Source organism: Planococcus sp. MSAK28401 (assembly GCF_018283455.1).
GTDB classification, from domain to species: domain Bacteria; phylum Bacillota; class Bacilli; order Bacillales_A; family Planococcaceae; genus Planococcus; species Planococcus alpniumensis.
This window is the reverse complement of the sequence record NZ_JAAMTH010000001.1, coordinates 596,402-617,701: the sequence shown is the minus strand read 5'-3', so window position 1 is coordinate 617,701 and position 21,300 is coordinate 596,402. Positions and strand designations below refer to the sequence as shown.

Genomic DNA, 21,300 nt, shown 5'->3' with positions numbered 1-21,300 from the left:
AGTTCGACCTTATCTTTCCTGCGGGAGCAGCGAAGCGACGGGTTTGAGAGACCCCGCAGGAACGCAGTGACGAGGAGGCTCGATTCCCGCCCGCGGAAAGCGAGCGATAAGCTTCGGAAAATACTATACGAAATTAGAATATCCTTCTCTTCCATAAAGAAATGGCGATCACAAGCATCAATATGGCTGACAATGCCAGTGTCGTAATCCATGAACCAGGCTCCTGCCCGGAAATAGGCAATGCCACGTTCATGCCGAAAAAGCTGAAGATCAAAGTCGGTAGGGTTAAGAAAACTGTGAAAAGGGTCAAGGTTTTCATGGTATTGTTCAATTCATTCGATATGAGTGAAGAATACGAACCCGTGATGCTGTCCAAGATTCTGGTATACAGCTCGGTCGTTTCAATTCCTTGGTTGTTTTCGATTTTCACATCTTCCAACAGGTCTTCATCGTCTTCATACAACTTTATGGAATGCGTACGGAACAACTTCGTGATGACATCGCCATTCGCTTTTAATGAGGTCAGGAAGTACACCAAGCTTTTTTCGATCTCCATGATCTTATAGAGTTGCTTGTTCGTTAAGGAATCCTTCAAATTGCTTTCGATTTTGAGGCGCTGTTTGTTCAATTTCTTCAACTTCACTATGTACTGGGTAGAAATCGACAATAACACTTCGAGCGCAAAGCGATTTTTCATCGACGTATTCACGTTTTTCTTGATGACGTTTTCCACGGAGTTCGTCGCTTGACTGCAAATGGTGACGATAAAATCTCCCCCTAAAATGATGCCGATGGGGATTGTAATATAAGAGTCGAGCTGCGGGCTGTTGTCATCGACAATTGGAAGGTCGTTAATGATCAATGTGCAATTTGTCTCTTCGTCATATTCAATCCGTGCGCTTTCTTCTAAATCCAATGGGTCTTCTAAAAATTCGATAGGGATATTGAAGCGTTCTACTATTCCCCTGATCTCCTCTTGTGAAGGCGCCACCATATTGATCCAACTATTCTTCTCGAAGGTATCAATTGTTTGTAAATCTCCGCCAGCAGAGGTTTTATGTATTGTAATCATGCTCGATCCCCCTTTTCTTTCTGTCTGAAAGCCTCGCTTATCTAGAAACTTCCTATGATTGTGGCTACAGCGATTTTACTTCCAGACCTTTACGAGTTTACCCGAATTAGCTGCAAATCTAACTTTTTCGAAAAGCTGCAATTTCATTTTAGATTCTCATGAGTGGAATGAAACACCATTAGCCAGCCATACATACAATTTCAGGCAAATAAAAAGCTGTTTGGAATTTTTCCAAACAGCTTTTGGTCTTCAAATATGTGCGATTGCTTCAAAAGTGACGGCATGCTGAGCGTTTTTCGGGTATTGCCCGTATTCGTAATTGGACGAGACGATGATGTCTTCAAACCCTTGGCTGCCAAGCAGAAGCTTGAATTCCTCGACGCCGTACCAGCGCATCGGGAAGCGTTCGAGTTCGGTTTGAATTAGCTTGCCGCCTTGCCACTTCTCGTAGCGGTTATGGGAGACGGAATACTGCTTGATCCAATCGACTTCGACGGTCTTGCTCTCAAGCGTGATGACTTCGCCGGCTTTCGTCTGCCAAGTCCGTGTTCTCGGCCGGTCGACTTCGAAGCCTTGCGGGACGTACAAATCGACGAGCAACCGTCCGCCCGGTGCCAAGTGTTTGCGGAAATTCTTCAAGGCTTTGATCGCCTGTTCGCGCCCCGCAAGCAGCTGGAACGTTCCTGCAGGCAAAATGATGGCGTCGTATTCGACGTCGATGCGGAAAGTTTCCATATCCGCTTCGAATAATTTCGGATGCAAGCCGCGTTCTTTGCAATGGACGCGGCAAATATCGAGCATTTCAGGCGAACTGTCAAAGCCGTCGATGTGAAGGCCGTCTTCCAGCAGCGGCACGAGCAAGCGGCCGGTCCCGGTGGCCGGTTCTAAAATGCGCCCTTCATTTCCAGCAAGCCGCTCCCTGTAGAACTCGACATCGCCGAACGATTTGCCGATCGGCTTATCGAGGTCGTACACTTCCGCGGACAAGGAACTATAATAGCTGAGCATGACATCCCCCTCTTTCGTTTAGGAAAGTATGAACAATCCGACGAGCGCCAAGACCAAATTCGGCAACGCGAACAACACGAGGTTTTTCACTTTGGCGTTGCGCGCCTGCTGTGCCCGGCGGCGTTCAGAACTCGTGTTGAATGAAGATTTCACTTGCTTGCCTGCCGTGATGGACGAAATGACCGCCCAGACGAGTGCGATGACGGCGACTGCGCCAGCGATCGGGAACAACAGCGCCCAGTCATCCGCCAGGAAAGCGATGAGTGCGATCAGGCCTGATACGAGAAGGCCGAGTAGAAAGTGCTTCATAATAGTATTCCTCCTGTATTTCTAGTTTCCTTCTTATTTTACTAAATGAGGAAGGCTGTGGGAAACATTGCGCAAAAAAAGATGTGGGAACTTCATTCGCCTTTTTCAGATGGCCATTCCGATTTCAGCATGCCGTAGACGACACTGTCGACAAAATGATCGTATAGCCATTCTCCTTGGCGGATTATGCCTTCTTGCGTAAAGCCGAGGCGGATTGGAATGTTGCGGCTTTTCTCGTTGTCGACCGCTGCGCGGATCTCGACTTTATTGAGCCCGCGCTCTGTTAACGCATAATCCGTCAGCGCTCCGGCTACCCTTGTCATGATGCCTTTTCCCTGGTATTCGGTATCGAGCCAATAGCCAATATAGGCCGTCTGTTTCGCTTCATTGATTTCGTTGAAACCAGCGATTCCGGCCAGTTCGCCGCGGTAGACGATTGCGCAATTCAAGCTTTTGCCGAGTGCGAAACTTTCGGCGCCGGACTGGATGAAATTTTTCGTATCCTCGACGGTTTTCGTGTGATCGAGCCATGGCAGCCATTCCTTCAGTACAGCACGCGAACGGTCCGTCAATTGAAAAACCCGTTCCGCGTCTTGCATCTCGACCAATTTCAACGCTACCTCTTCATCAATCTTATGTATAAACATGCCGCTTCCCCCTTTTTGAATTATCCATAAGCTTAGCATATCCAGTATCTTACATGGATTTATTTTCTCTGTATTAAAAAGACGCAATTTTCAATTTAATAGCGTAAACTAAAAGAAAAGAAAGCAAACGGAGTGAACGCTTATGTTCTGGCTCTTTACTGTGCTCGTCGCTTTGATGGTCGTGCTTATCGTCCTGTGCCTCGTATTGTTTTTCATTCGCCATAAACCGCATAAACTGCCCGCCCCCCATCACGAAGCCCGGTTATTGAAAGAACGCTTTTCACGCGGCGAGCTGTCGGAAGACGAGTTTCGCAAACGCATGAAAGAACTTGAACAAAAGCCCGGACTGCGCAAAAATGGATAGAATCCCATCAGCTACAGAGTGTTAAATAAGTTCGCAATCCACTGTAAGTCAAAAAAACCTTAGCTTTTCGACATTTAATAACCAATGACCTATCTGAGTATTTGGAGAAGCGTGTGGCTCGACTCCTGTGGAATAGCGAGACGACCAAGACCCCGCAAGGCGCAAGGCGACTGAGGAGGCTTGGGCGCGAGCCCACGGAAAGCGAGCAATAAGCTTCGGAAAATACGGTTATCAAGAGTTTCTTGGCAGCTTGCACTGCTAGTTGTTTATTTTTCTGCCAGTCGGGAAATCCAAAGAATAAGTGAATGATCATAATTCTTATAGGAGGTTTTTCAGAATGGTAGAACATGCAAAACACGCAGAACTGTCCAAGACGCTCCATGACTGCATGGTGGCGTGCAATCATTGTTTCGATGCTTGCCTGAAAGAAGACGATGTGAAAATGATGGCCGAGTGCATCCGGCTCGACCGCGAATGCGCCGACATGTGCGCCTATTTGGCCCAAGCCATTGAACGCAACTCGCCGTTCGTCTCACAGCTCGCGAAAGTATGCGCGGAGATTTGTGAAGCATGCGGAAATGAATGCAAAAAACATGACCATGAGCATTGCCAAAAATGTGCGGAAGCTTGCTTGAAATGCGTAGAAGCTTGCAGACAAGTGGCATAAGAGACACGCGTCCGGCTGAACTGCCGGGCGTTTTTTCATGGGAGAAATGAGGGGACATGATGACAAAACGCATATTGGTCGTTGGTGCTGGCATCGGCGGATTGACGGCCGGATCCTTGCTGGCAAAAGAAGGCTATGAAGTGACCGTGCTCGAAGCTGCAGCAGAACTCGGCGGCTGCGCTGGAAAATACAAGCGCCACCCGTATTTATTTCCGGTTGGTGCCACGCTCGGCATGGGACTCGAGCCTGGCGGTATTCATGAACGCGTATTCCGCCGTCTCGGAAAGCAAATGGAACTCGAACCGCTCGAGCGGGTGATGGAAATGATCCATCCGAAAGGCACCTTCGTTTTCCATAAAGACCGCAGGAGGCATGTGCGGGAACTCGCTGATCATTTTCCAGAGCACCGAACCGCCATCCTGTCGTTCTATGCGGAACTGTACCGCACGGCACGCATCACCCGCACCTTGATGGGGCCGCTTCCGGCGCTGCCGCCTGACAATGTACGGGAATGGGCGGCGCTCACGAAAGCCTTGCGCCCGGTTCATTTGCGCCTGCTGCCAAAATTCCAGCTGACACTCGGGCAAGTGTTGAAAAAGCACGGCCTCGACGAACTCGATGCGTTTCGCCATGTGCTGGATGGGCTGCTGATCGACAGCATGCAGACGACGACGGAAGATGTTTCGTACTTGCTCGCGGCGGTGGCGCTCGATATTTACCACGAAGGCGCTTATTACGTCCCGGGTGGCTTGTATCGTTTCGCCGAAGTGATGGCGGACAGCATCAAAGAAAATGGCGGCAAAGTGAAAAAGCCGCGCACCGTGCAGACACTCGAACACAAAGACGGCATCTGGCACGCGAGCGACCAGCGCGGCAATGTATACGAAGCGGATGCCGTCGTCTTCAATGCGCCGATCCAGTTATTGACCGAGCTGTTGCCGGTTGATCATCACCACCGATTAAAACGCCCGCTGCAAGAAGTCATCGATACCGAAACGTGGACGACTTTGACTTTGTACTTGGCACTCGACACGGAGAAACTCATGGAACCTCTCCCTGAATTCCGCCAGCTCTCAAGCGGTGCGGCCATGGACGAAGGGCATCATTTCTTCATGTCGGCATCGCGCATGGATGACCGGCTGCGCGCACCCGAAGGCTTCCAGACCGTAACCATTTCGACGCATTCGAAGCCGGCCTATTGGCAGTCGCAGGAGGATTACGAAGCGATGCGCACTGAACTTTCGGAGCGTATGCTGGATTTGATTGAACAGCATATCCCGGGCTTTCGCTCGGCGATCGTCCATGTCGAAAGCGGCGCACCACTTGCCTGGCAGCATTATACGGGACGGCCGAACGGCTATGTGGGCGGCTTCGCGCAAACTTTGGATGCGGCATTGTTCAAATCGATCTCGCATCACAGTGGGCTGCCGGAGCTGTACTTGACAGGCGACCATATCTTCCCGGGCGGCGGCACAATCGGCGTCGCTGCAAGCGGCATTCATTGCGCACGTTCCATTTCCGGAAAAGCTTTGCTGACGTAAAAAACACCCGCCCTCAGTTTTGAGGGCGGGTGTTCATCGTTTGTCATGCTAAACTGCCGCTAGATAATCTATTCATTAACTTGCTATTTACTGCACTTGCCCTGCATTTAAGATTTGTGCCCAGTTTTCACCGGCATCCTGTGTCAGCCATGCGTGGCCTTTCGCTGTATAAATCGCCAGTTGCTCCGCATTCTCAGGATGCTGCGCCAGGTAAACAACGCCGTCTTCCGTCATATCCGGCAAGGAAATCTCCCGCTCGCCGCCCGACAGATCACGTTTCACCAGTTTTGCCTCTTCGCTGTACGTGCCGTAATAAAGCGCGTCTTCACTGAAGAATGCGGCGGTTCCGAGTTCGCCTTCCGTGATGCGCGTAAAACTCTCGCCGCCGTCTTCAGACAAGAAAATTCCCTGGTTTGATACCGCTGCGATCACCATTGAATCATCGGGATGCATTGCGAGATACGTCACTTTCCCTTCCAGCCCTTCTGCCGCTGTCTGCTGCCAGGTTTCGCCGGCATCATCACTCCGGTGGAAGCCAGCGTCCATTTCGGAATTTGGCTGCGGGTTGAAGACGAACAAATTGTTAGTATTATAGCCGGCTGCCATTTCATGAAAATCCGTTTCTCCTTCAAATCCGAGGTCGTCGAAAGTTTCGCCGCCGTCATCGCTGCGTTTGATGCCGAGCGGATTTTGCATCCCGGATTGCATATCTGGATGCCCCGACGAGACAAAACCAGTCGCCGTTGCATTAAAGCCCATGAAATCGTGGTATTGGTCTTCAATTTCAGTCCATTTCCCGTCGCGATACACTTTTAAGCCGTGATGGGATGCGAAATACAAGCCGCCGTTCTCTTCGATATACCCCATGCCATGGACATGATCCATGACGCCATCAAACGGAACTTCCAGCTCCTTTGCCGCACTATCGACAGCTGAAGCCGTTTCGGTTTCTTCCGTTGATTCAGATGCCGTATCGGTTGGGTTTTCTGTTTCCTGTTGAGCCGTTTCTGCGCTGCAAGCTGAAATGAATAGCCCGGCTGCCATCACCGACCATAACCAGTTGTTTTTCATCGCTCGATCTTCCTCTCTAGTGTGCTGTTTCTATAGTTTCACGGCTGGAATCAAAGGTCAACTAATTGCGCCAAATGATGCATCTTTGTCACAAAATGCAGTTACCTACGCCTAGCAGCTTGTAACAGGCGAAGCAGCAACACACCTGGGGTTTTTCTCCAAGAACCTTTCCTATACTTGCAAGCAATGCGTTTTATAGCCGCCATTAAGGGAATAAAATTACGTAAACTTATAATTTCTCTGGAAAGAAGGCAGGCATCATGAAAGAATTTATCGGGTTGCTGAAATTCGGTACGAAATCGGCATTATGGGCAGCAATTGTCAACACGATTGTTGCCATCATCAAAACTGCAGCTTATCTTATCACCGGTAACGTCGCCATGTTTGCAGAAATGATGCATAGTTACGGCGATGCCGCTAACCAGTTTTTTGTATTCATAGGGTCTGCACTAAGCAAGAAAGAGCCGACGGAACGGTTTCCCGGCGGATTTGGCCGTTTAGTGAATCTTGTTTTATTGGGCGCTGTCCTGGTGGTTGGGGTACTTGCCTATGAAACAATTGTAGAAGGAATCCATCACATTTCAGACGCCACTCATTCTGAGGAGTGGTTCTGGCTTAACATTGGCGTCTTGGGAACAGCAGCCATGCTCGAAGCCGCAGTGCTTTATAAAGCCATGAAAGAAATCACTGAACATTTACCGAAAGATCAAGTCAGCGGCTTCAAAATCATTCCGGCAAGTTACAAACACGCCAAAGAAGCAAAACCAGCTACCAAACTGGTCTTTTTAGAAGACAATGTGGCAGTCGGCGGAGCGTTATTGGCATTATTGGCTATTGTTGTCTCCACCTACACTCCATTTCATAGCGCAACCGGCTATGCCTCCATCATCATCGGGATTTCGCTTATTATAGTCGTAGGCCGAATTTTCCTCGACAATGCAGCCGGCGTTCTCGGAGTGGCAGATCTCGGCTTGCAGGCACGCATTGGCAGCAAAATCATGGAGCATCCGCAAATAAGGGATATTCAAGATTTATATGCTATAAAAGAAGGAGATAGCCTTCATATCGAAATCAAGGTGGAAGTAGACCCGTCAATGACGATTGAAGAAGCAGATGATATCCGGGATTATATTGAACAACAACTCAAAGAAAAGATAAAGAATGTCACAGATGTCATCATTGAATTTGACGAGGACGACGGGAAAGTTACTTGGACCAAGCCGCAGGAGTAAGGAACAATCGCTTGCTCTCGACCGACAGCTTCGCCATTCTTTCTCAGCCTTTCCAGACAAAAACCGCCGGGAAAATTCCTGGCGGTTTTGTTTATCAAACGATAGGCAGTGCCTGAGTGTCGATGTCCATTCAGACAATTCAAAGTGTAATTTTTAGTATACGAAGCGAGCGCCTAGAAATTCCGATTTCTTACTACCTCACTTCATATTAAATGCTTCCGCCAGTAAACGCACAGTGTCCATACGCGCCTGATGGCCGGCAATATTCGGAATGATGGTAATTTCATCGGCTTCGAACTGTTCGGCGACGGCTTCGATTTGCTGCTTGACTTGTTCGGCCGTGCCGACGAGCATGCGGCTCCGGTTACGTTCGACGCGTTCTTGCTCGGTTGCACTGAGGCGCCGCTTTTCAGCGGTCTCGACCGACGGGTAATACGGCGGCTGGAAATCCGATTCGACGAATAACAGCCATAAATCGAATGCTTTGGCGAGTTGTTCGGCTTGTTGTTCCGTATCGCCGACAATGGCAAAAACAGCGATGGCGACATGCGGCTGTTGACGCAATCCGGACGGCACGAAGGTTTCCCGGTAGCGTTTGATCGCATCGATGCCTGCTTGTTCAGGGCGCGCGAAATGTGCATAGGCATATGCCATGCCGCGTTCAGCCGCGAGTTTCGCAGAGCCTTCGCCTGTCCCGAGCAGCCACAATTCAGGCGCTGTCTCCGTCACTGGTGTCGCTTTTAGTTTCTGGAAGCGGTGTTCCGTGTCCACATCATCGGTGAAATATTTCTCCAGGTCGATGAGCTGCTGGGCGTAGGGCACGCGCTTGCCTTTGGATTCATTGAGCGCCTGGTTGACGAGCCGGAAGCTCGGCGAACGCCCGACGCCGAGATCGATCCGGTCCGGGTGCAGCGCTTCGAGCAGACGGAAATTCTCCGCTACTTTATAGGCGCTGTAATGCGGCAGCATAACGCCGCCCGAGCCGATGCGCAGACGTTCGGTGAGTGTCGCGAGATGCATCATCAGCATTTCCGGCGAACTGCCCGCAACGGAAAACACTTGATGGTGCTCCGCGACCCAATAGCGTTTATAACCCAATCGATCTGCCAGTTTTGCTAATTCCGCAGTGGAACGCAGCGCGGAAGCTGCCGTTTCGCCTTCATCAATCGGCGAGTAATCCAAAATATTCAAGACGGTCATACGTCCGCACCTCCTTTAACTCTCTATTCTTCATCATACCACTTGAACACAAAGAAAAACGGAGCAGCGGTTTGCCTGCTCCGTTTCCTTTATTCTACATTGAAATAACGCGCATCCGGGTGGGCGAAGACGATCGCCGATACCGATGCTTCCGGATCCATCATGAATTCTTCCGTCAAGTGGACACCGATGTCTTCCGGTTTGATGAGGCCAAACAGTTTCGCCTGGTCCTCCAGATTCGGACAGGCCGGGTAGCCGAACGAGAAGCGCTGGCCTTGGTATTTTGCCGCGAACCGGTCGCGCATCGAGAAGTCCGTCGCGTCCGGGAAGCCCCATTGGTCGCGGATTTCCTGATGGATGCGTTCTGCGAATCCTTCTGCCAGTTCCAAAGCGGTCGCTTGCAGCGTATGGCTCTCGAGGAAGCGTCCTGCCTCTTTCAAGCGTGTCGCTTCCGCACGTACCCCGTGCCCTGCCGTCACTTGCATGAACGCGACATAATCCATCTCGCCGCTTGCGGTTGATTTCAAATAATCGGCCAGACAGAGAAATGGTGCCTTGGCTTGGCGCGGGAATGTGAAGCGTTCGATTTCCGTCTTGGCATCTTTCGGGTCATAGATGATGACATCGTCGCCATCCGATTGCGCCGGGAAGAATTGATACATCCCCGCAGGCTTCAACAGCCCTGACTGGAGAAACTTCGTCGCGAGTTCGTGCAGCTCCACCGCACGCGCATCGCCTTGCTGCAAGAGTTTGTCGCTATAGCCGCGGAGCCCCAGGTGATGGCCGATCAATGTACGCATATTGACGTACGGGTATAGATGCGCGACTGAATACTCTTTCGATACATGTCTGCGCAAATCATTCGGCACGTAAACAGGCGCATCTTCGCGAACGGTCTTGACTGGCTTTTCCAAAATGGCGACAGCGCCTTTTTCGGCGCGCGCGGCATCTTGCGCTTGGCGCTTTTCTTTTTGTACGCCGAGTTCTTCGAGCAAGACCGCTTTTCCCGCGCCGCTTTGCAGACGGTTCGCAAGGTCCAGCCCTTGCATCGCGTCTTTCGCGTAAATGACAGGACCGTTGTATTCAGCGGCGATTTTCGTTTCGGTAAAGCGTCGGGACAAGGCCGCACCGCCGACTAATATCGGCACGTCGATATCCGCTTCACGGAAATCCTGTGCCGTCAGCACCATCTGCTTGGCAGATTTCACGAGCAGCCCCGACAAGCCGACGATGTCCGGCTGTTCTTTACGGATCACTTCGATGAGTGCAGCAGGTGTTACTTTGATGCCGATATCGATCACTTTAAAGCCGTTGTTCGACAAAATAATATCGACCAAGTTTTTGCCGATATCATGCACGTCGCCTTTGACCGTCGCGAGAATGACCTTGCCTTTCCCGCTATCGTCCGCTTTCTTTTCCATAAAGCCTTCGAGATACGACACGGCGGCTTTCATGACGCCGGCTGATTGCAGCACTTCTGCGACGATCAGCTGATTGTCGTTGAACAAGCGCCCGACTTCCGCCATGCCTTCCATGAGCGGGCCGTTGATGATCTCGAGTGGATCTTCGTACAGCTCCCGCGCTTTTTCAAGATCGGGGATGAGCCCTTCTTTCGTGCCTTCGAGAATATAGTAAGCGAGGCGCTCCGGCACGGTATCCGGAATATCGTCTTCCGTTTTTTCCTTTTTCTTGTCGCGGTAGAAATCCGTGAAGTCCGCCAAGTTTTTGTCGGTTGTCTCGAACAATAATTCTTCCGCCATCTTCACTTCTTCTTTCGGAATCGACGCAAAGCGCTCGAGCTTCTCGGTGTTAACGATCGCGTAATCAAGCCCGGCTTGCGTGCAATGGTATAGATAAACGGCGTTCAATACTTCGCGGCCGACCGGCGGCAAGCCAAACGAGACGTTCGATACACCAAGAATCGTCAAGGCGCGAGGCAGCTTTTCCTTGATGAGGCGGATGCCTTCAACCGTTTCAACCGCCGAACCGATGTATTGCTCGTCGCCTGTTCCGACCGGGAACACGAGCGGGTCGAAAATGATGTCTTCCGGGGCGAGTCCCCATTTTTCCGTCAGCAATTCGTACGAACGTTCCGCAATTTCAAGTTTCCGTTCGCGCGTCACCGCCATGCCGATTTCGTCGATTGTGCCGACGACGACCGAAGCGCCGTATTTTTTGACGAGCGGCATGACTGCATCGAAACGTTCCTCTCCGTCTTCCAAATTGATGGAGTTGATGATTGCTTTGCCTTGCGAGAATTTCAGCGAAGCTTCGATGACGTCTTCGTCCGTAGAGTCGATAACGAGCGGCACTTTCACTTTTTTGACGACTTCCTGCATGAATGCCGCCATGTCTTCAAGTTCGTCGCGGTCCGGGTTCGCCAGGCAAATATCGATGACGTGCGCCCCGTTCTTCACTTGGGCACGTGCGATTTCCGCCGCTTCCTCGAACTTCCCTTCGATAATGAGCCGCTTGAATTTGCGCGAACCGATGACGTTGGTGCGTTCACCGACAAATAGCGGACGCATCGACTCGTCGTATTCGAGCACTTCGATGCCGGACACCGCATGGCCATGGCTCGTTTCATTGCGCTCGCGCGGAGCCAGCCCATCGACCGCTTCACGCACCGCTGCGATATGCGCAGGCGTCGTGCCGCAACAGCCGCCGACGACATTGAGCCAGCCTTTTTCAGCAAAGCCACGCAGTTTTTTCGATAAGGATTCCGGCGTTTCGTGGTAATGCCCTTCCTCATCCGGCAGCCCGGCGTTCGGGTAGCAGCTGACGTAGCCTGTCGACAGTTCAGACAGCGAACGCAAATGATCGGTCATGAATTCCGGCCCTGTCGCACAGTTCAAACCGACCGAAAGCGGCTTGATATGTTCGATCGATACGTAAAATGCTTCAATCGTCTGTCCCGCAAGCGTCGTCCCCATCGGTTCGATTGTCCCTGAAATCATCACCGGCAATTCCACTCCGGTTTCTTCAAAGGCATCGCGTATTGCGATCGTCGCCGCTTTGACATTGAGCATATCCTGGCTCGTCTCCAAAAGCAGCAGGTCCGCGCCGCCTTCAATCAAAGCTTTTGCTTGTACCTGGAAATCGGCCTTTAATTCGTCGAATGTGATGCCGCCTGTTACTGACAAAGTTTTCGTCGTCGGGCCTAGTGCGCCCGCAACGAAGCGCGGCCAGTCCGGCGTCGAATATTTTGCTTGGCTGATCTTGGCGATTTCGACCGCTTTTTTATTGATCTCCGCTGCGCGATGGCCGAGCCCATATTCATCGAGGACGACTGGCGTGCCGCCGAATGTGTTCGTGCAGATGATGTCGGCACCCGCTTCCAAATAAGCGTCGTGCACCCCTTCAAGCACATCGGGGCGTACGATATTCAAGTATTCATTGCAGCCGTCGTACTCCTCGCCGCCGAAATCTTCCGCAGACAAGTCTGCATTTTGGATCATCGTCCCCATTGCGCCGTCGATGATGAGGATGCGTTTTTCCAGCTGCTGTTCAATTAAATGTTTAGGCATAGGCACGATCGCTCGCTTTCTTTAAATCTAGTTGTCGGATGTGGCGGATCAATTCCACCGTCATGTCGTAGCGCACAAATGGCGTAATCAAATAAATGCCGTTGAACAGTTCCGCTGCGGTGTCGATCAGTTCTTTCGCGATCTGGATGCCTTCCGCGGTCGCTTTGTCCTTGTCTTCGCCGCAAGCCCGCATGCGGTCGAGCGCTTCTTCGGACAATTTGATGCCCGGTACTTCGTTATGCAGGAAGTCGGCGCTTCGTATGCTCGTCAGCGGCATGACCCCGAGGAAAATCGGCGTGTCCAAATGCTTCGTCGCCTCGTGGATTTCGATGATTTTCTCTTTTGTATAGACCGGCTGTGAAATGAAATAATCCGCCCCGGCTTCGATTTTCTTCTCGAGCCTTGCTACAGCTCGTTCCACCACGCGGACGTTCGGGTTGAACGCGGCGGCGACAGAGAAATTCGCTTTTTTCCGCAACGGTTTTCCCGAGAATGAAATGCCTTCGTTGAGCTTTTTGATGAGCTGGATCAATTCCATGCTCGATACATCATAGACGCTTGTGGCGCCCGGGAAATCGCCGACTTTTGTCGGATCCCCCGTGACGGCAAGTATGTCGTGGATGCCGAGTGCGTCCAGCCCCATAATATGCGATTGCAGGCCGATCAAGTTGCGGTCACGGCACGTGATGTGCGCGAGAGGTCTGACATCCTGCTTATGCTTGAGGATCGACCCCATCGCCATATTGCTGATGCGCGGCGAGGCGAGTGAATTATCAGCCATCGTGATAGCGTCGATGCCTTCTGCGTCCAATGCTTTTGAACCTTCGAGAAATTTCTCGATATCCAAATGGCGCGGCGTATCAAGTTCGACGATGATGGTCCGTTCGGTTTTCGCTTTTTCATGCAAGGGCTTGTCTTTCAAGGCTTCCGCTTCACGGATGATGATCGGTTTTTTCTCTTCAACTTTCTTTTCGGTGATCGGCTGCAGATGGCCGATGCGTTTTTTCACCGCTTCGATATGCTTTGGCGTCGTACCGCAACAACCGCCGATGAGGCGCACGCCTTCTTCGCGCAAAAGCAATGCCGCACGGCCGAAATAATCGGCTTCCGATTCATAGACGATTCGCCCGTCTTCGATATCCAATAGCGAAGCGTTCGGGTAAGCCGACAAAAAGGCTTTTTCCGGCAGTTCGACGCCTTCGAATGCCTGGATCGTATGGTGCGGGCCGAGACGACAATTGACGCCGACGATTTCCGCACCGAGCGCATCCAATCGTTTCAACCCTTCGTTCAAGCTCATGCCGTTTTGCAAAATGCCGGGTTCGTGCATCGACAATTGCGCTATGAGCGGCGCATCGGTCAGTTTTTTTAAATGAGTCACGGTCGCCGCGAGTTCCTCAAAATCATAATAGGTCTCGAGCAATAAGCCGTCCGGGTCGCCCGACAATAAATGCTGGGCCTGCTGGTCGACCATGGCGACGATTTCATCAAGCGTCGCATCGCTTTTGCGGATGCCACGGATGCCGCCGATCGTGCCGACGACAAACTGCCCCCCGTCTTTTGCGGCTTTATTGGCGATGGCAATCGCTGCTTTATTGATCGCTTCGGTCTGTTCTTCTAGCCCGTAGCGCGCCAGTTTATGGGCATTCGCACCGTAAGTATTCGTTTGGATAATGTCCGCCCCGGCTGCGATATAATCGCGGTGGATTTTCTCGATCACTTCCGGGCGCTGGATGTTCAATTCCTCGTTGCAGTATTCGATGCCGTAGGAGTACAACAGCGTTCCCATGGCGCCGTCCGCCGTCAGCATCCGTTTTTTCAGTTCATCTAATAACATGATTCGTCCTCCTCTGTCTGATTTTGCCGTGCAGCTGCGGACGCATCGATATGAAACAAAAAAAGCCTTCCATGAAAAAGAAGGCTTTACGATATCGGACTCGTTCCTTTTCATCTGCCAGGCGTGTGCCTGCTGGAATTAGCACCTGACCGCAAGCGGCTGGTTGCTGAAGCGTCATCGGGCCAGTCCCTCGACTTCTCTAGATAAGAATTCACTATGCAGTTTTCAGTATTCCCACATGATACCCCCTGCGGTGATTTGGGTCAAGGTGATTTATCAAAAAACAAAGAACTTTCTGTTACATTTCTGATCTCTACCAGGCATCCGGGACGCGCGGGTTGAATTTGGCGGCTTCGACGGTGAATTTATACCAAGTGAAGGCTTGGCCGTCGATCATCCAGGTGATGTCGATTCGCCTCGGGATTTCGATGCCGTCAACTGTTTGCCATTCATGCACTTCTGCGATGCACGGCAAGCGCTTGGCATCTTCGCCGACCTCTTTATAGCGCATCGCACGCGCCCGCTTCATGCGCCCTGTTTCATCAAATTCGAATGTCACATTGGCGGTCGACCCGTTATAGGTCATTTCCGCTTCCACGGAATGTTCGTTACTATTCAAAAAGCGCACATATGGGCTGAACACCAGCCCAGGCAGCCAGGCCATCTCCATTAAAAAGCGCTGCAAAGCCGATTCATCGAGCTTGCCGTCGGGCATTGTCCGGTTGATCGGCACGAGCCCCGCAAAGCGAATGCGCATGCCCGCGCGGCCGTCCCGAAAACTGTCGGACCCTGTGACGAACAAACCATCCACTTTCATGCGCGCTTTCCAATAAAACGACGGCGGTTCGACAAAACTGTATTGCTCGGCGGTCGATTCGGTCCATTCTTCCTGGTCGGGTTTGGTTTTCATCCAGCCCACTTGCTTTACATAAACGCCCATCACTTGTTCGCGGCCGATTGCGCCGCTTGCTTCCAGCCATTTAGCGATTGGTTTTGGGAGATTGCCCGTTCTCGCTTTCTCCACTTCCCCGGCGTGACGGACTTCCGGCCACGTCGGCTTAACGAGCCGCGTCATGTCTTTGTATTTTCGGTAAGCTCCGAATACCACAAGTGATGTCAATGCTAAAACCGGCCATCTGCGTTTCATGCCACATACCCCTCTCCGATTTTGCTGCGCTATTATCCGTAAACTATTTCCATTGTAGTTTCTTTCGACACGGCAGCTGTTTTCCCTGCCTAGTGAAACAATAGAAAACGCCTCCGGAAGTTGGCCTTCCGGAAGCGTTCGGTATTCGTCAGCTCGCTTCTTCAAGAGCCGGTTCAAGATATTTTTCAACGCCGGTCCCATAGTCTTCGAGTACAGCATCGTCAACTGGTCTCTGGGACTCGCCATTCCAAGGATGGCTTTTCATTAAAATAGGAAACTGAACATTAATCCAATGTAAGTCGCTGCGACAAACCCGAGACCGAAAATTAACGATAACCATTCGGGCAGTTGTTTGCGATATCCCAGCCATTGCAAGCCCAGGAAAATCAAGCCGATCGCCATCATCAAAAATCCGTCGATATTCGGCGTCCATACCGCATGCACCGGCAGATACTGCGGCCCTGCGAACCATTCGACAAATGGCGCGCTGCCTTCTAGCCGGAACGTTTCGTTGATATTATGCGGCGGGGCGAGCTTGCTCATAAAGGCGGTAATCAATAACACCAATAGCAAGAGCCAACTCTCCACCTTGAGCCAGGAGCGGTTCGGCGCATCACTTCTCGACAAGGCGGCATTGATGAACGCGGCGAACAGGAGCGGAACGATGCTCAAATGTTTCAGCAGCAATAGCTGTCCATAAGGCAAGATCCACGAGCTCGCATAATCTTCCGGCGCCACGAAAAACAGCATAAGCCAAATTCCGCTGCCGATCAAAATGACCATCATGGCCACCGCAAACGGCGTGAACCATTTAAGAAACGCACGCCAATCGCGCCCGTTTTTCATAAACCAGGCGATGTGGATCAAGACGCCGGCCCATAATACAAGCGCCAGGAAATGAAGCGCGTGCGCCGTAAATCCTTGCCAATCTGCAATCGATGCCGCATGGCTTGCATATGCCACATTGAGCACGCTGAGTACGAGCCAAAACGCACGCAGCACCGCCGATCCATCTCGCCATACCACGACCAACCAAGCCACGGCCATCAAGACGCCGAATACATAGCTTTGGCCGGTGCGAAATTCCGTCGTGACATCCGTCAAAGCTTGAAGCAGCCCAAAGCTATCCCCCAGCAATAAAACGAGCTGGATGACAGGAGGCGCAAGCAAGAACGGGATCGACGCAAGCGCAAGCATTAGCCATTTTTTCGGGACTTCAACAAGCGGCTTTTTTTCTGGATGAATGAACCGCAAGACGACGTCCCCTGCGAGAAAGGCCAGCACCACGTAAAGGAAAAAATCCGATGACGCGATCAGCCAATTCATCGTTTTCTACGCATTAAGACAACGGCAGCAATCAACAGGATAATGGCGATGCCCGCAATGATCAAAGTCATGCTAGATCCCGCGTCTTCCGAAGGGGCTTCAGGTTCCCCGCTTGACGCTTGCTCCACATCCGAAGCTTCAGTTTGTTCCGATTCTGTTGCTTCATCTTCAGCTTCCTGTTCGTCCGCCGCTTCTTCAGCTTGTTCTTCCTGCGCAGCTTCTTCAGCCTGCTCTTCTTGAGCCGCTTCTTCCTCGCCTGCCTGCAACTCAAAAGCCAGTGAACCTTGGATCGGATGGCCATCTTGGCTCAATACATCATATTCCACGACATAAGAACCGTCCTCCAGTTCCTGAGCCGGTGTGCCGATCAATTGATCTTCCATCACGGCCACTTCGCTGAAATCGACAGCGGTCCCATCCATCGTCATCGACATGTCACTGCCTTGTTCGATGCCGGCACTAAAATCGAGCACCACTTGTTCCAATGGCTCAGCGATTACCGAACCCTCAGCCGGAGTAGATGACTCCAACACGGAATGGGCGTGCGCTGTCATCGGCAACACCAATAATGCACTTAATAAAATCAAGGTCTTCTTCATAGGTATGATTCCTTCTTTCTTTTGAATGAACTGAATTATTGCATCCACTCTTTTCAGCCTATTTCATTTGAACCGAAGACACAAGAACGAGGCGCTTGGATTTATGAAATTTTCCTGAAAGTTGAACGCATCAAAAAAGCCCCGAATGATTTCGGGGCTTTTCCATCGGCTCATTACAATCTACGGACCGCTAAAGCAGCCAATTGAATGTTCTAGAACTTTCTTTGCTCTCGAGCCACTATGATCATTCAGCTACCTAAAAACCTTGCCTCACGAATTACTCTGGAGGCAAGGTTTTTATAAAATGATTTTATTTAATCCGCAGTTCTGAATCTTTATCAAAGAAATGCACTTTGTTCATATCGAATGCCATATTGATGGTTTCTCCAGCTTTTACACTGAAACGGGAATCGACGCGGGCGACGAAATCCTGGTTATCGACAGATGAGTACAACATGATTTCCGCCCCCATCAATTCCGCTACTTCAATAGCAGCACGGATTTTCGTATCCGGTGAATGTTCGAGGAAAATCGGTTCGTCATGGATATCTTCCGGACGGATGCCAAGAATCACTTCCTTACCATCATAGTCGTTGTCACGCAGTGCTTTCAGTTTACTGTCAGGTACTCGCACGCTAACTTCGCCCATTACAAATTGATTGCCTTCAAGGCGTCCGGACAGAAAGTTCATTGCAGGCGACCCGATGAAGCCTCCTACAAAGATATTATCGGGCTCATCGTAAACTTCTTTAGGCGAACCAACTTGCTGGATGAATCCGTCTTTCATGACGACGAGGCGTGTTGCCATCGTCATTGCTTCTGTCTGATCATGTGTTACATACACTGTTGTCGTCTGCAGGCGCCGATGGAGTTTCTGGATTTCCGTGCGCATTTGGACGCGCAGTTTGGCATCCAGGTTGGATAAAGGTTCATCCATGAGGAAAACTTCTGCATCGCGGACAATTGCACGACCCAAGGCAACACGCTGGCGCTGGCCGCCAGATAAAGCTTTTGGTTTGCGCATCAAATAATCTTGCAAGCCCAGAATGTTTGCTGCATTTTCTACACGCGTCTTGATATCGGCTTTTTTCATTTTGCTCAATTTCAAGCTGAACGCCATATTATCGTAGACATTCATATGTGGGTAAAGGGCATAGTTTTGGAAAACCATCGCGATGCCGCGGTCTTTCGGGGATATATCGTTGACCCGCTTATCGCCGATATAGAGATCGCCTTCCGTAATGTCTTCAAGCCCTGCGATCATCCGCAATGTTGTCGATTTCCCGCAACCTGATGGGCCAACCAATACGAGAAATTCCTTATCGCGGATTTCCAAGTTAAAATCTTGTACCGAGACGACACCTTTATCGTATTCTTTTTTAACGTTCTTTAAGGTTAAACTGCTCATTTCATGTACCCTCCTATGCTAATTTTTTTGAACTTCATACTGCATCTTCCGGCACGACCAACTCTTTTCCACTTTCCACTACTAGCGCTTCGCCGTTGTGGGTGATCTCGAGACTTTCCCCTTCAACGAGCGTGTAGATCGTCGCTTCACGTGTTTTTTGGACTTTCAGCACCCTCGCCTGATAGCGCAGATGAAACTTGAAGGCATTCCATTCCGCCGGAAGCACCGGAGACAGCGACAGTCCGCTTTCCTTCAACCGGAGCCCTGCAAATCCATAGACAATGCCGAGCCAAGTGCCGCCCATATTCGCCATATGCAGCCCATCCTTGGTGTTTTTATGGGTGTTTTCCAAATCCAATAACGCGGTTTCGTTAAAATAGCTATACGCCTTTTCCGAATAGCCGAGCTTGGATGCCATGATGCTGTGAACACAAGAGGATAACGAAGAATCGTGTGTGGTGATTTCTTCATAATAATCATAGGAATTTTTAATCGTGTCAAGATTCTGCTCGTCTTCCAGTAAAAAATGAGCCAGTACTGTATCTGCTTGCTTCAATACTTGATGGCGGTACAAAGTCAAAGGATGGTAATGAAGCAATAACGGAAACTTCTCACGAGGCGTTTTCTTGATATCCCATCTTGCCTTTTGCAGGAAGCTATCATCCTGAGCATTGATTCCCAGAGTTTCATCGTACGGCAAGTACATGTTTTCGCCAGCACTCTTCCATGCTTCCACTTCGTTTTCGGTCAGCTCCAGGCGGCTTGCCAACTGCCTTAAGTGATCCTCATCTTGCTGTTCCAACATACGGTAGATCTTTACTGCCCATAGCAAATTATGCTTGGCCATTACGTTCGTGTAATAATTATTATTCACGATGCAAGTGTACTCATCCGGCCCCGTCACATCATCAATGCGGAACTGGCCGTTCTGCATATGCCCAGTATCTGCCCATAAACGCGCCGTTTCAAATAACACTTCTGCCATATAGTTTTTCATGAAGGCTTCATCTTTTGTCGCCAAGTAAAATTGAATATAGCTATAAGCTATGTCAGCGCTGATATGGTATTGTGCGGTACCTGCCGGGAAGAAGGCGGAGCTTTCCGAACCGGTAATCGTGCGCCAAGGAAACAAGGCCCCTTTTTCGTGGCCCAGTTCTTTCGCGCGTTCTTTCGCGTGGCCCAATATCGAATAACGGTGTAACAACAGGTTTTTCGCAATTACCGGGTTGGTCATCAAAAATACCGGAAACATGTAAATTTCCGTGTCCCAGAAATAATGCCCTTCGTAGCCTTCACCCGATAAGCCTTTTGCAGCGATATTGCTTGCCGGATCCTTGCCGACAGACTGGAGGAGATGGTATAGATTGAATCGGATTCCTTCTTGTACGCGTTGGTCGCCTTCAATTTCGATATCCGAGACTGCCCAGTAATTGTCTAGATAAGCTTTTTGGCCTTCGAGCAATTCGTCGAAGTTTTTGTCTTGTACTTGGTGGAGCAGCACTTTTCCTTCATCGATCAAATCTTGCCCATGCCGCAAAGTATCGGTAAAAATATTGAATTTGGTAAAGTGCACAGCACCGACACCTTGACATACATAGGTTTCTTCAACAACAGAATCGGTCAGCTGGCTGCTGTACTCGCAGCTTTCTGCTTGTACAGTGGCTGACGAGACGCATGCCGCTTCGAGGCCAGTTACATACGTTTTGGCTTTGACAATCGATGCCGCGGCATCTTGCCTTGCCTCTGTCACATGCAGTCGCTTAGCATGGCCTGATGCCACCCGGGGATCTTCTTTATCGACATAGTTGCTGACATCTCCATTGACAGTAGAGACGATCTTCACCCGCTCTACCGGAGTAATAGGTTCAATTTGAATATCCAGCACGAACAATTCTTTCGTCACAAACGAAACCATTCGCCTGAAGTGGATTTTAACTTCTTTTCCTTTAGGTGATATCCAATGGACGTTTCGTTCCGCGAATCCTGCGTCCATATGTAAATTGCGTTCGAACGCCAGCAGTTCTCCATCAAACAAGGAAAAGCGTTCATCATCCACATAAATATCGACTGACTGGGCATCGATGACGTTCAATAGCTTTTGCTGAGTTTCCGGGAACCCGTATAACTTTTCGCCGTAGCTGATTTCCGTTTCATCATGAAAAGCATTGATGTAGGTTCCGCGAATTGATTTGAATCCGTCCGTATAGCCTTCTTCAAAATTCCCTCTGACCCCCAAATAGCCGTTCCCTAGGGACAGCAGGCTTTCGTTGGTGAGTAAATTATCGTTATCCAGCTCATATTTCGTTAGTTTCCAGCTCATATGGCCTCTCCTCCCCCTTTTTCTC

At 50.5% G+C, this 21,300-nt stretch carries 17 protein-coding genes and 1 riboswitch; of the genes, 4 read left to right on the top strand and 13 right to left on the bottom strand.

The window, feature by feature from the left end; translation table 11 throughout:
- Positions 1 to 133: 133 nt before the first annotated feature.
- From G3255_RS03275 to G3255_RS03260, 4 genes are all read right to left on the bottom strand, one after another.
- Positions 134 to 1,072: a magnesium transporter CorA family protein gene (locus tag G3255_RS03275; protein WP_211653268.1), complete on the bottom strand. Its 939-nt coding sequence runs from the start codon at positions 1,070 to 1,072 to the stop codon at positions 134 to 136.
- Between the two features lie 249 nt (positions 1,073 to 1,321).
- Positions 1,322 to 2,080 (bottom strand): class I SAM-dependent methyltransferase, encoded by a 759-nt coding sequence (locus G3255_RS03270; RefSeq protein ID WP_211653267.1) that lies wholly within the window; start codon positions 2,078 to 2,080, stop codon positions 1,322 to 1,324.
- An 18-nt stretch (positions 2,081 to 2,098) separates the two neighbouring features.
- Positions 2,099 to 2,389 carry a DUF5316 family protein gene (locus G3255_RS03265; RefSeq protein WP_211653266.1) on the bottom strand — a complete coding sequence of 97 codons (291 nt, stop codon included), beginning with the start codon at positions 2,387 to 2,389 and terminating at the stop codon, positions 2,099 to 2,101.
- Positions 2,390 to 2,481: 92 nt separating this feature from the next.
- Positions 2,482 to 3,036 (bottom strand): GNAT family N-acetyltransferase, encoded by a 555-nt coding sequence (locus G3255_RS03260; RefSeq protein ID WP_211653265.1) that lies wholly within the window; start codon positions 3,034 to 3,036, stop codon positions 2,482 to 2,484.
- Positions 3,037 to 3,178: 142 nt separating this feature from the next.
- Here G3255_RS03260 and G3255_RS03255 point away from each other — a divergent pair, with 142 nt between their 5' ends.
- The 3 genes from G3255_RS03255 (at position 3,179) to G3255_RS03245 (ending at position 5,608) form a co-directional block, all read left to right on the top strand.
- On the top strand, positions 3,179 to 3,400 hold the full coding sequence (locus G3255_RS03255) for an SHOCT domain-containing protein (protein WP_211653264.1): 222 nt from the start codon (positions 3,179 to 3,181) through the stop codon (positions 3,398 to 3,400).
- A 337-nt stretch (positions 3,401 to 3,737) separates the two neighbouring features.
- The gene (locus tag G3255_RS03250; protein ID WP_211653263.1) at positions 3,738 to 4,067 is read left to right on the top strand and encodes a four-helix bundle copper-binding protein; all 330 of its coding nucleotides are present in this window, start codon (positions 3,738 to 3,740) and stop codon (positions 4,065 to 4,067) included.
- 59 nt (positions 4,068 to 4,126) lie between these two features.
- Entirely contained in the window at positions 4,127 to 5,608 is a 1,482-nt protein-coding gene (locus G3255_RS03245; protein ID WP_211653262.1) for a phytoene desaturase family protein, read from the top strand.
- Positions 5,609 to 5,695: 87 nt separating this feature from the next.
- Here G3255_RS03245 and G3255_RS03240 read toward each other — a convergent pair whose 3' ends face one another.
- A complete protein-coding gene (locus G3255_RS03240) occupies positions 5,696 to 6,679 on the bottom strand; it encodes a F510_1955 family glycosylhydrolase (RefSeq protein WP_211653261.1) in 984 nt (327 codons plus the stop codon).
- Between the two features lie 260 nt (positions 6,680 to 6,939).
- Between G3255_RS03240 and G3255_RS03235 the strand changes: the two genes are divergently transcribed.
- Positions 6,940 to 7,911, top strand: a complete 972-nt coding sequence (locus tag G3255_RS03235; RefSeq protein ID WP_211653260.1) for a cation diffusion facilitator family transporter — start codon at positions 6,940 to 6,942, stop codon at positions 7,909 to 7,911.
- A 198-nt stretch (positions 7,912 to 8,109) separates the two neighbouring features.
- Here G3255_RS03235 and G3255_RS03230 read toward each other — a convergent pair whose 3' ends face one another.
- The 8 genes from G3255_RS03230 to G3255_RS03195 form a co-directional block, all read right to left on the bottom strand.
- Positions 8,110 to 9,111 carry an LLM class flavin-dependent oxidoreductase gene (locus G3255_RS03230; RefSeq protein WP_211653259.1) on the bottom strand — a complete coding sequence of 334 codons (1,002 nt, stop codon included), beginning with the start codon at positions 9,109 to 9,111 and terminating at the stop codon, positions 8,110 to 8,112.
- Positions 9,112 to 9,200: 89 nt separating this feature from the next.
- Positions 9,201 to 12,638 (bottom strand): methionine synthase, encoded by a 3,438-nt coding sequence (metH, locus tag G3255_RS03225; protein ID WP_211653258.1) that lies wholly within the window; start codon positions 12,636 to 12,638, stop codon positions 9,201 to 9,203.
- Complete coding sequence (locus G3255_RS03220; protein WP_211655740.1) at positions 12,631 to 14,478, bottom strand: bifunctional homocysteine S-methyltransferase/methylenetetrahydrofolate reductase; 1,848 nt, start codon at positions 14,476 to 14,478, stop codon at positions 12,631 to 12,633. The genes metH and G3255_RS03220 overlap by 8 nt, the downstream gene beginning before the upstream one ends.
- 104 nt (positions 14,479 to 14,582) lie before the next feature.
- A riboswitch (SAM riboswitch) is annotated at positions 14,583 to 14,685 on the bottom strand.
- A 103-nt stretch (positions 14,686 to 14,788) separates the two neighbouring features.
- Complete coding sequence (locus G3255_RS03215) at positions 14,789 to 15,622, bottom strand: DUF6920 family protein (protein WP_211653257.1); 834 nt, start codon at positions 15,620 to 15,622, stop codon at positions 14,789 to 14,791.
- Between the two features lie 264 nt (positions 15,623 to 15,886).
- Positions 15,887 to 16,948, bottom strand: coding sequence for a CopD family protein (locus G3255_RS03210; protein WP_211653256.1), 1,062 nt, complete (start codon positions 16,946 to 16,948; stop codon positions 15,887 to 15,889).
- A complete protein-coding gene (locus G3255_RS03205) occupies positions 16,945 to 17,547 on the bottom strand; it encodes a copper resistance CopC family protein (protein ID WP_211653255.1) in 603 nt (200 codons plus the stop codon). Before G3255_RS03205 ends, G3255_RS03210 begins: the two co-directional genes overlap by 4 nt.
- A gap of 310 nt (positions 17,548 to 17,857) precedes the next feature.
- On the bottom strand, positions 17,858 to 18,955 hold the full coding sequence (locus tag G3255_RS03200) for an ABC transporter ATP-binding protein (protein ID WP_211653254.1): 1,098 nt from the start codon (positions 18,953 to 18,955) through the stop codon (positions 17,858 to 17,860).
- Between the two features lie 34 nt (positions 18,956 to 18,989).
- Positions 18,990 to 21,275, bottom strand: a complete 2,286-nt coding sequence (locus G3255_RS03195) for a glycoside hydrolase family 65 protein (protein WP_211653253.1) — start codon at positions 21,273 to 21,275, stop codon at positions 18,990 to 18,992.
- Between the last annotated feature and the right edge of the window lie 25 nt (positions 21,276 to 21,300).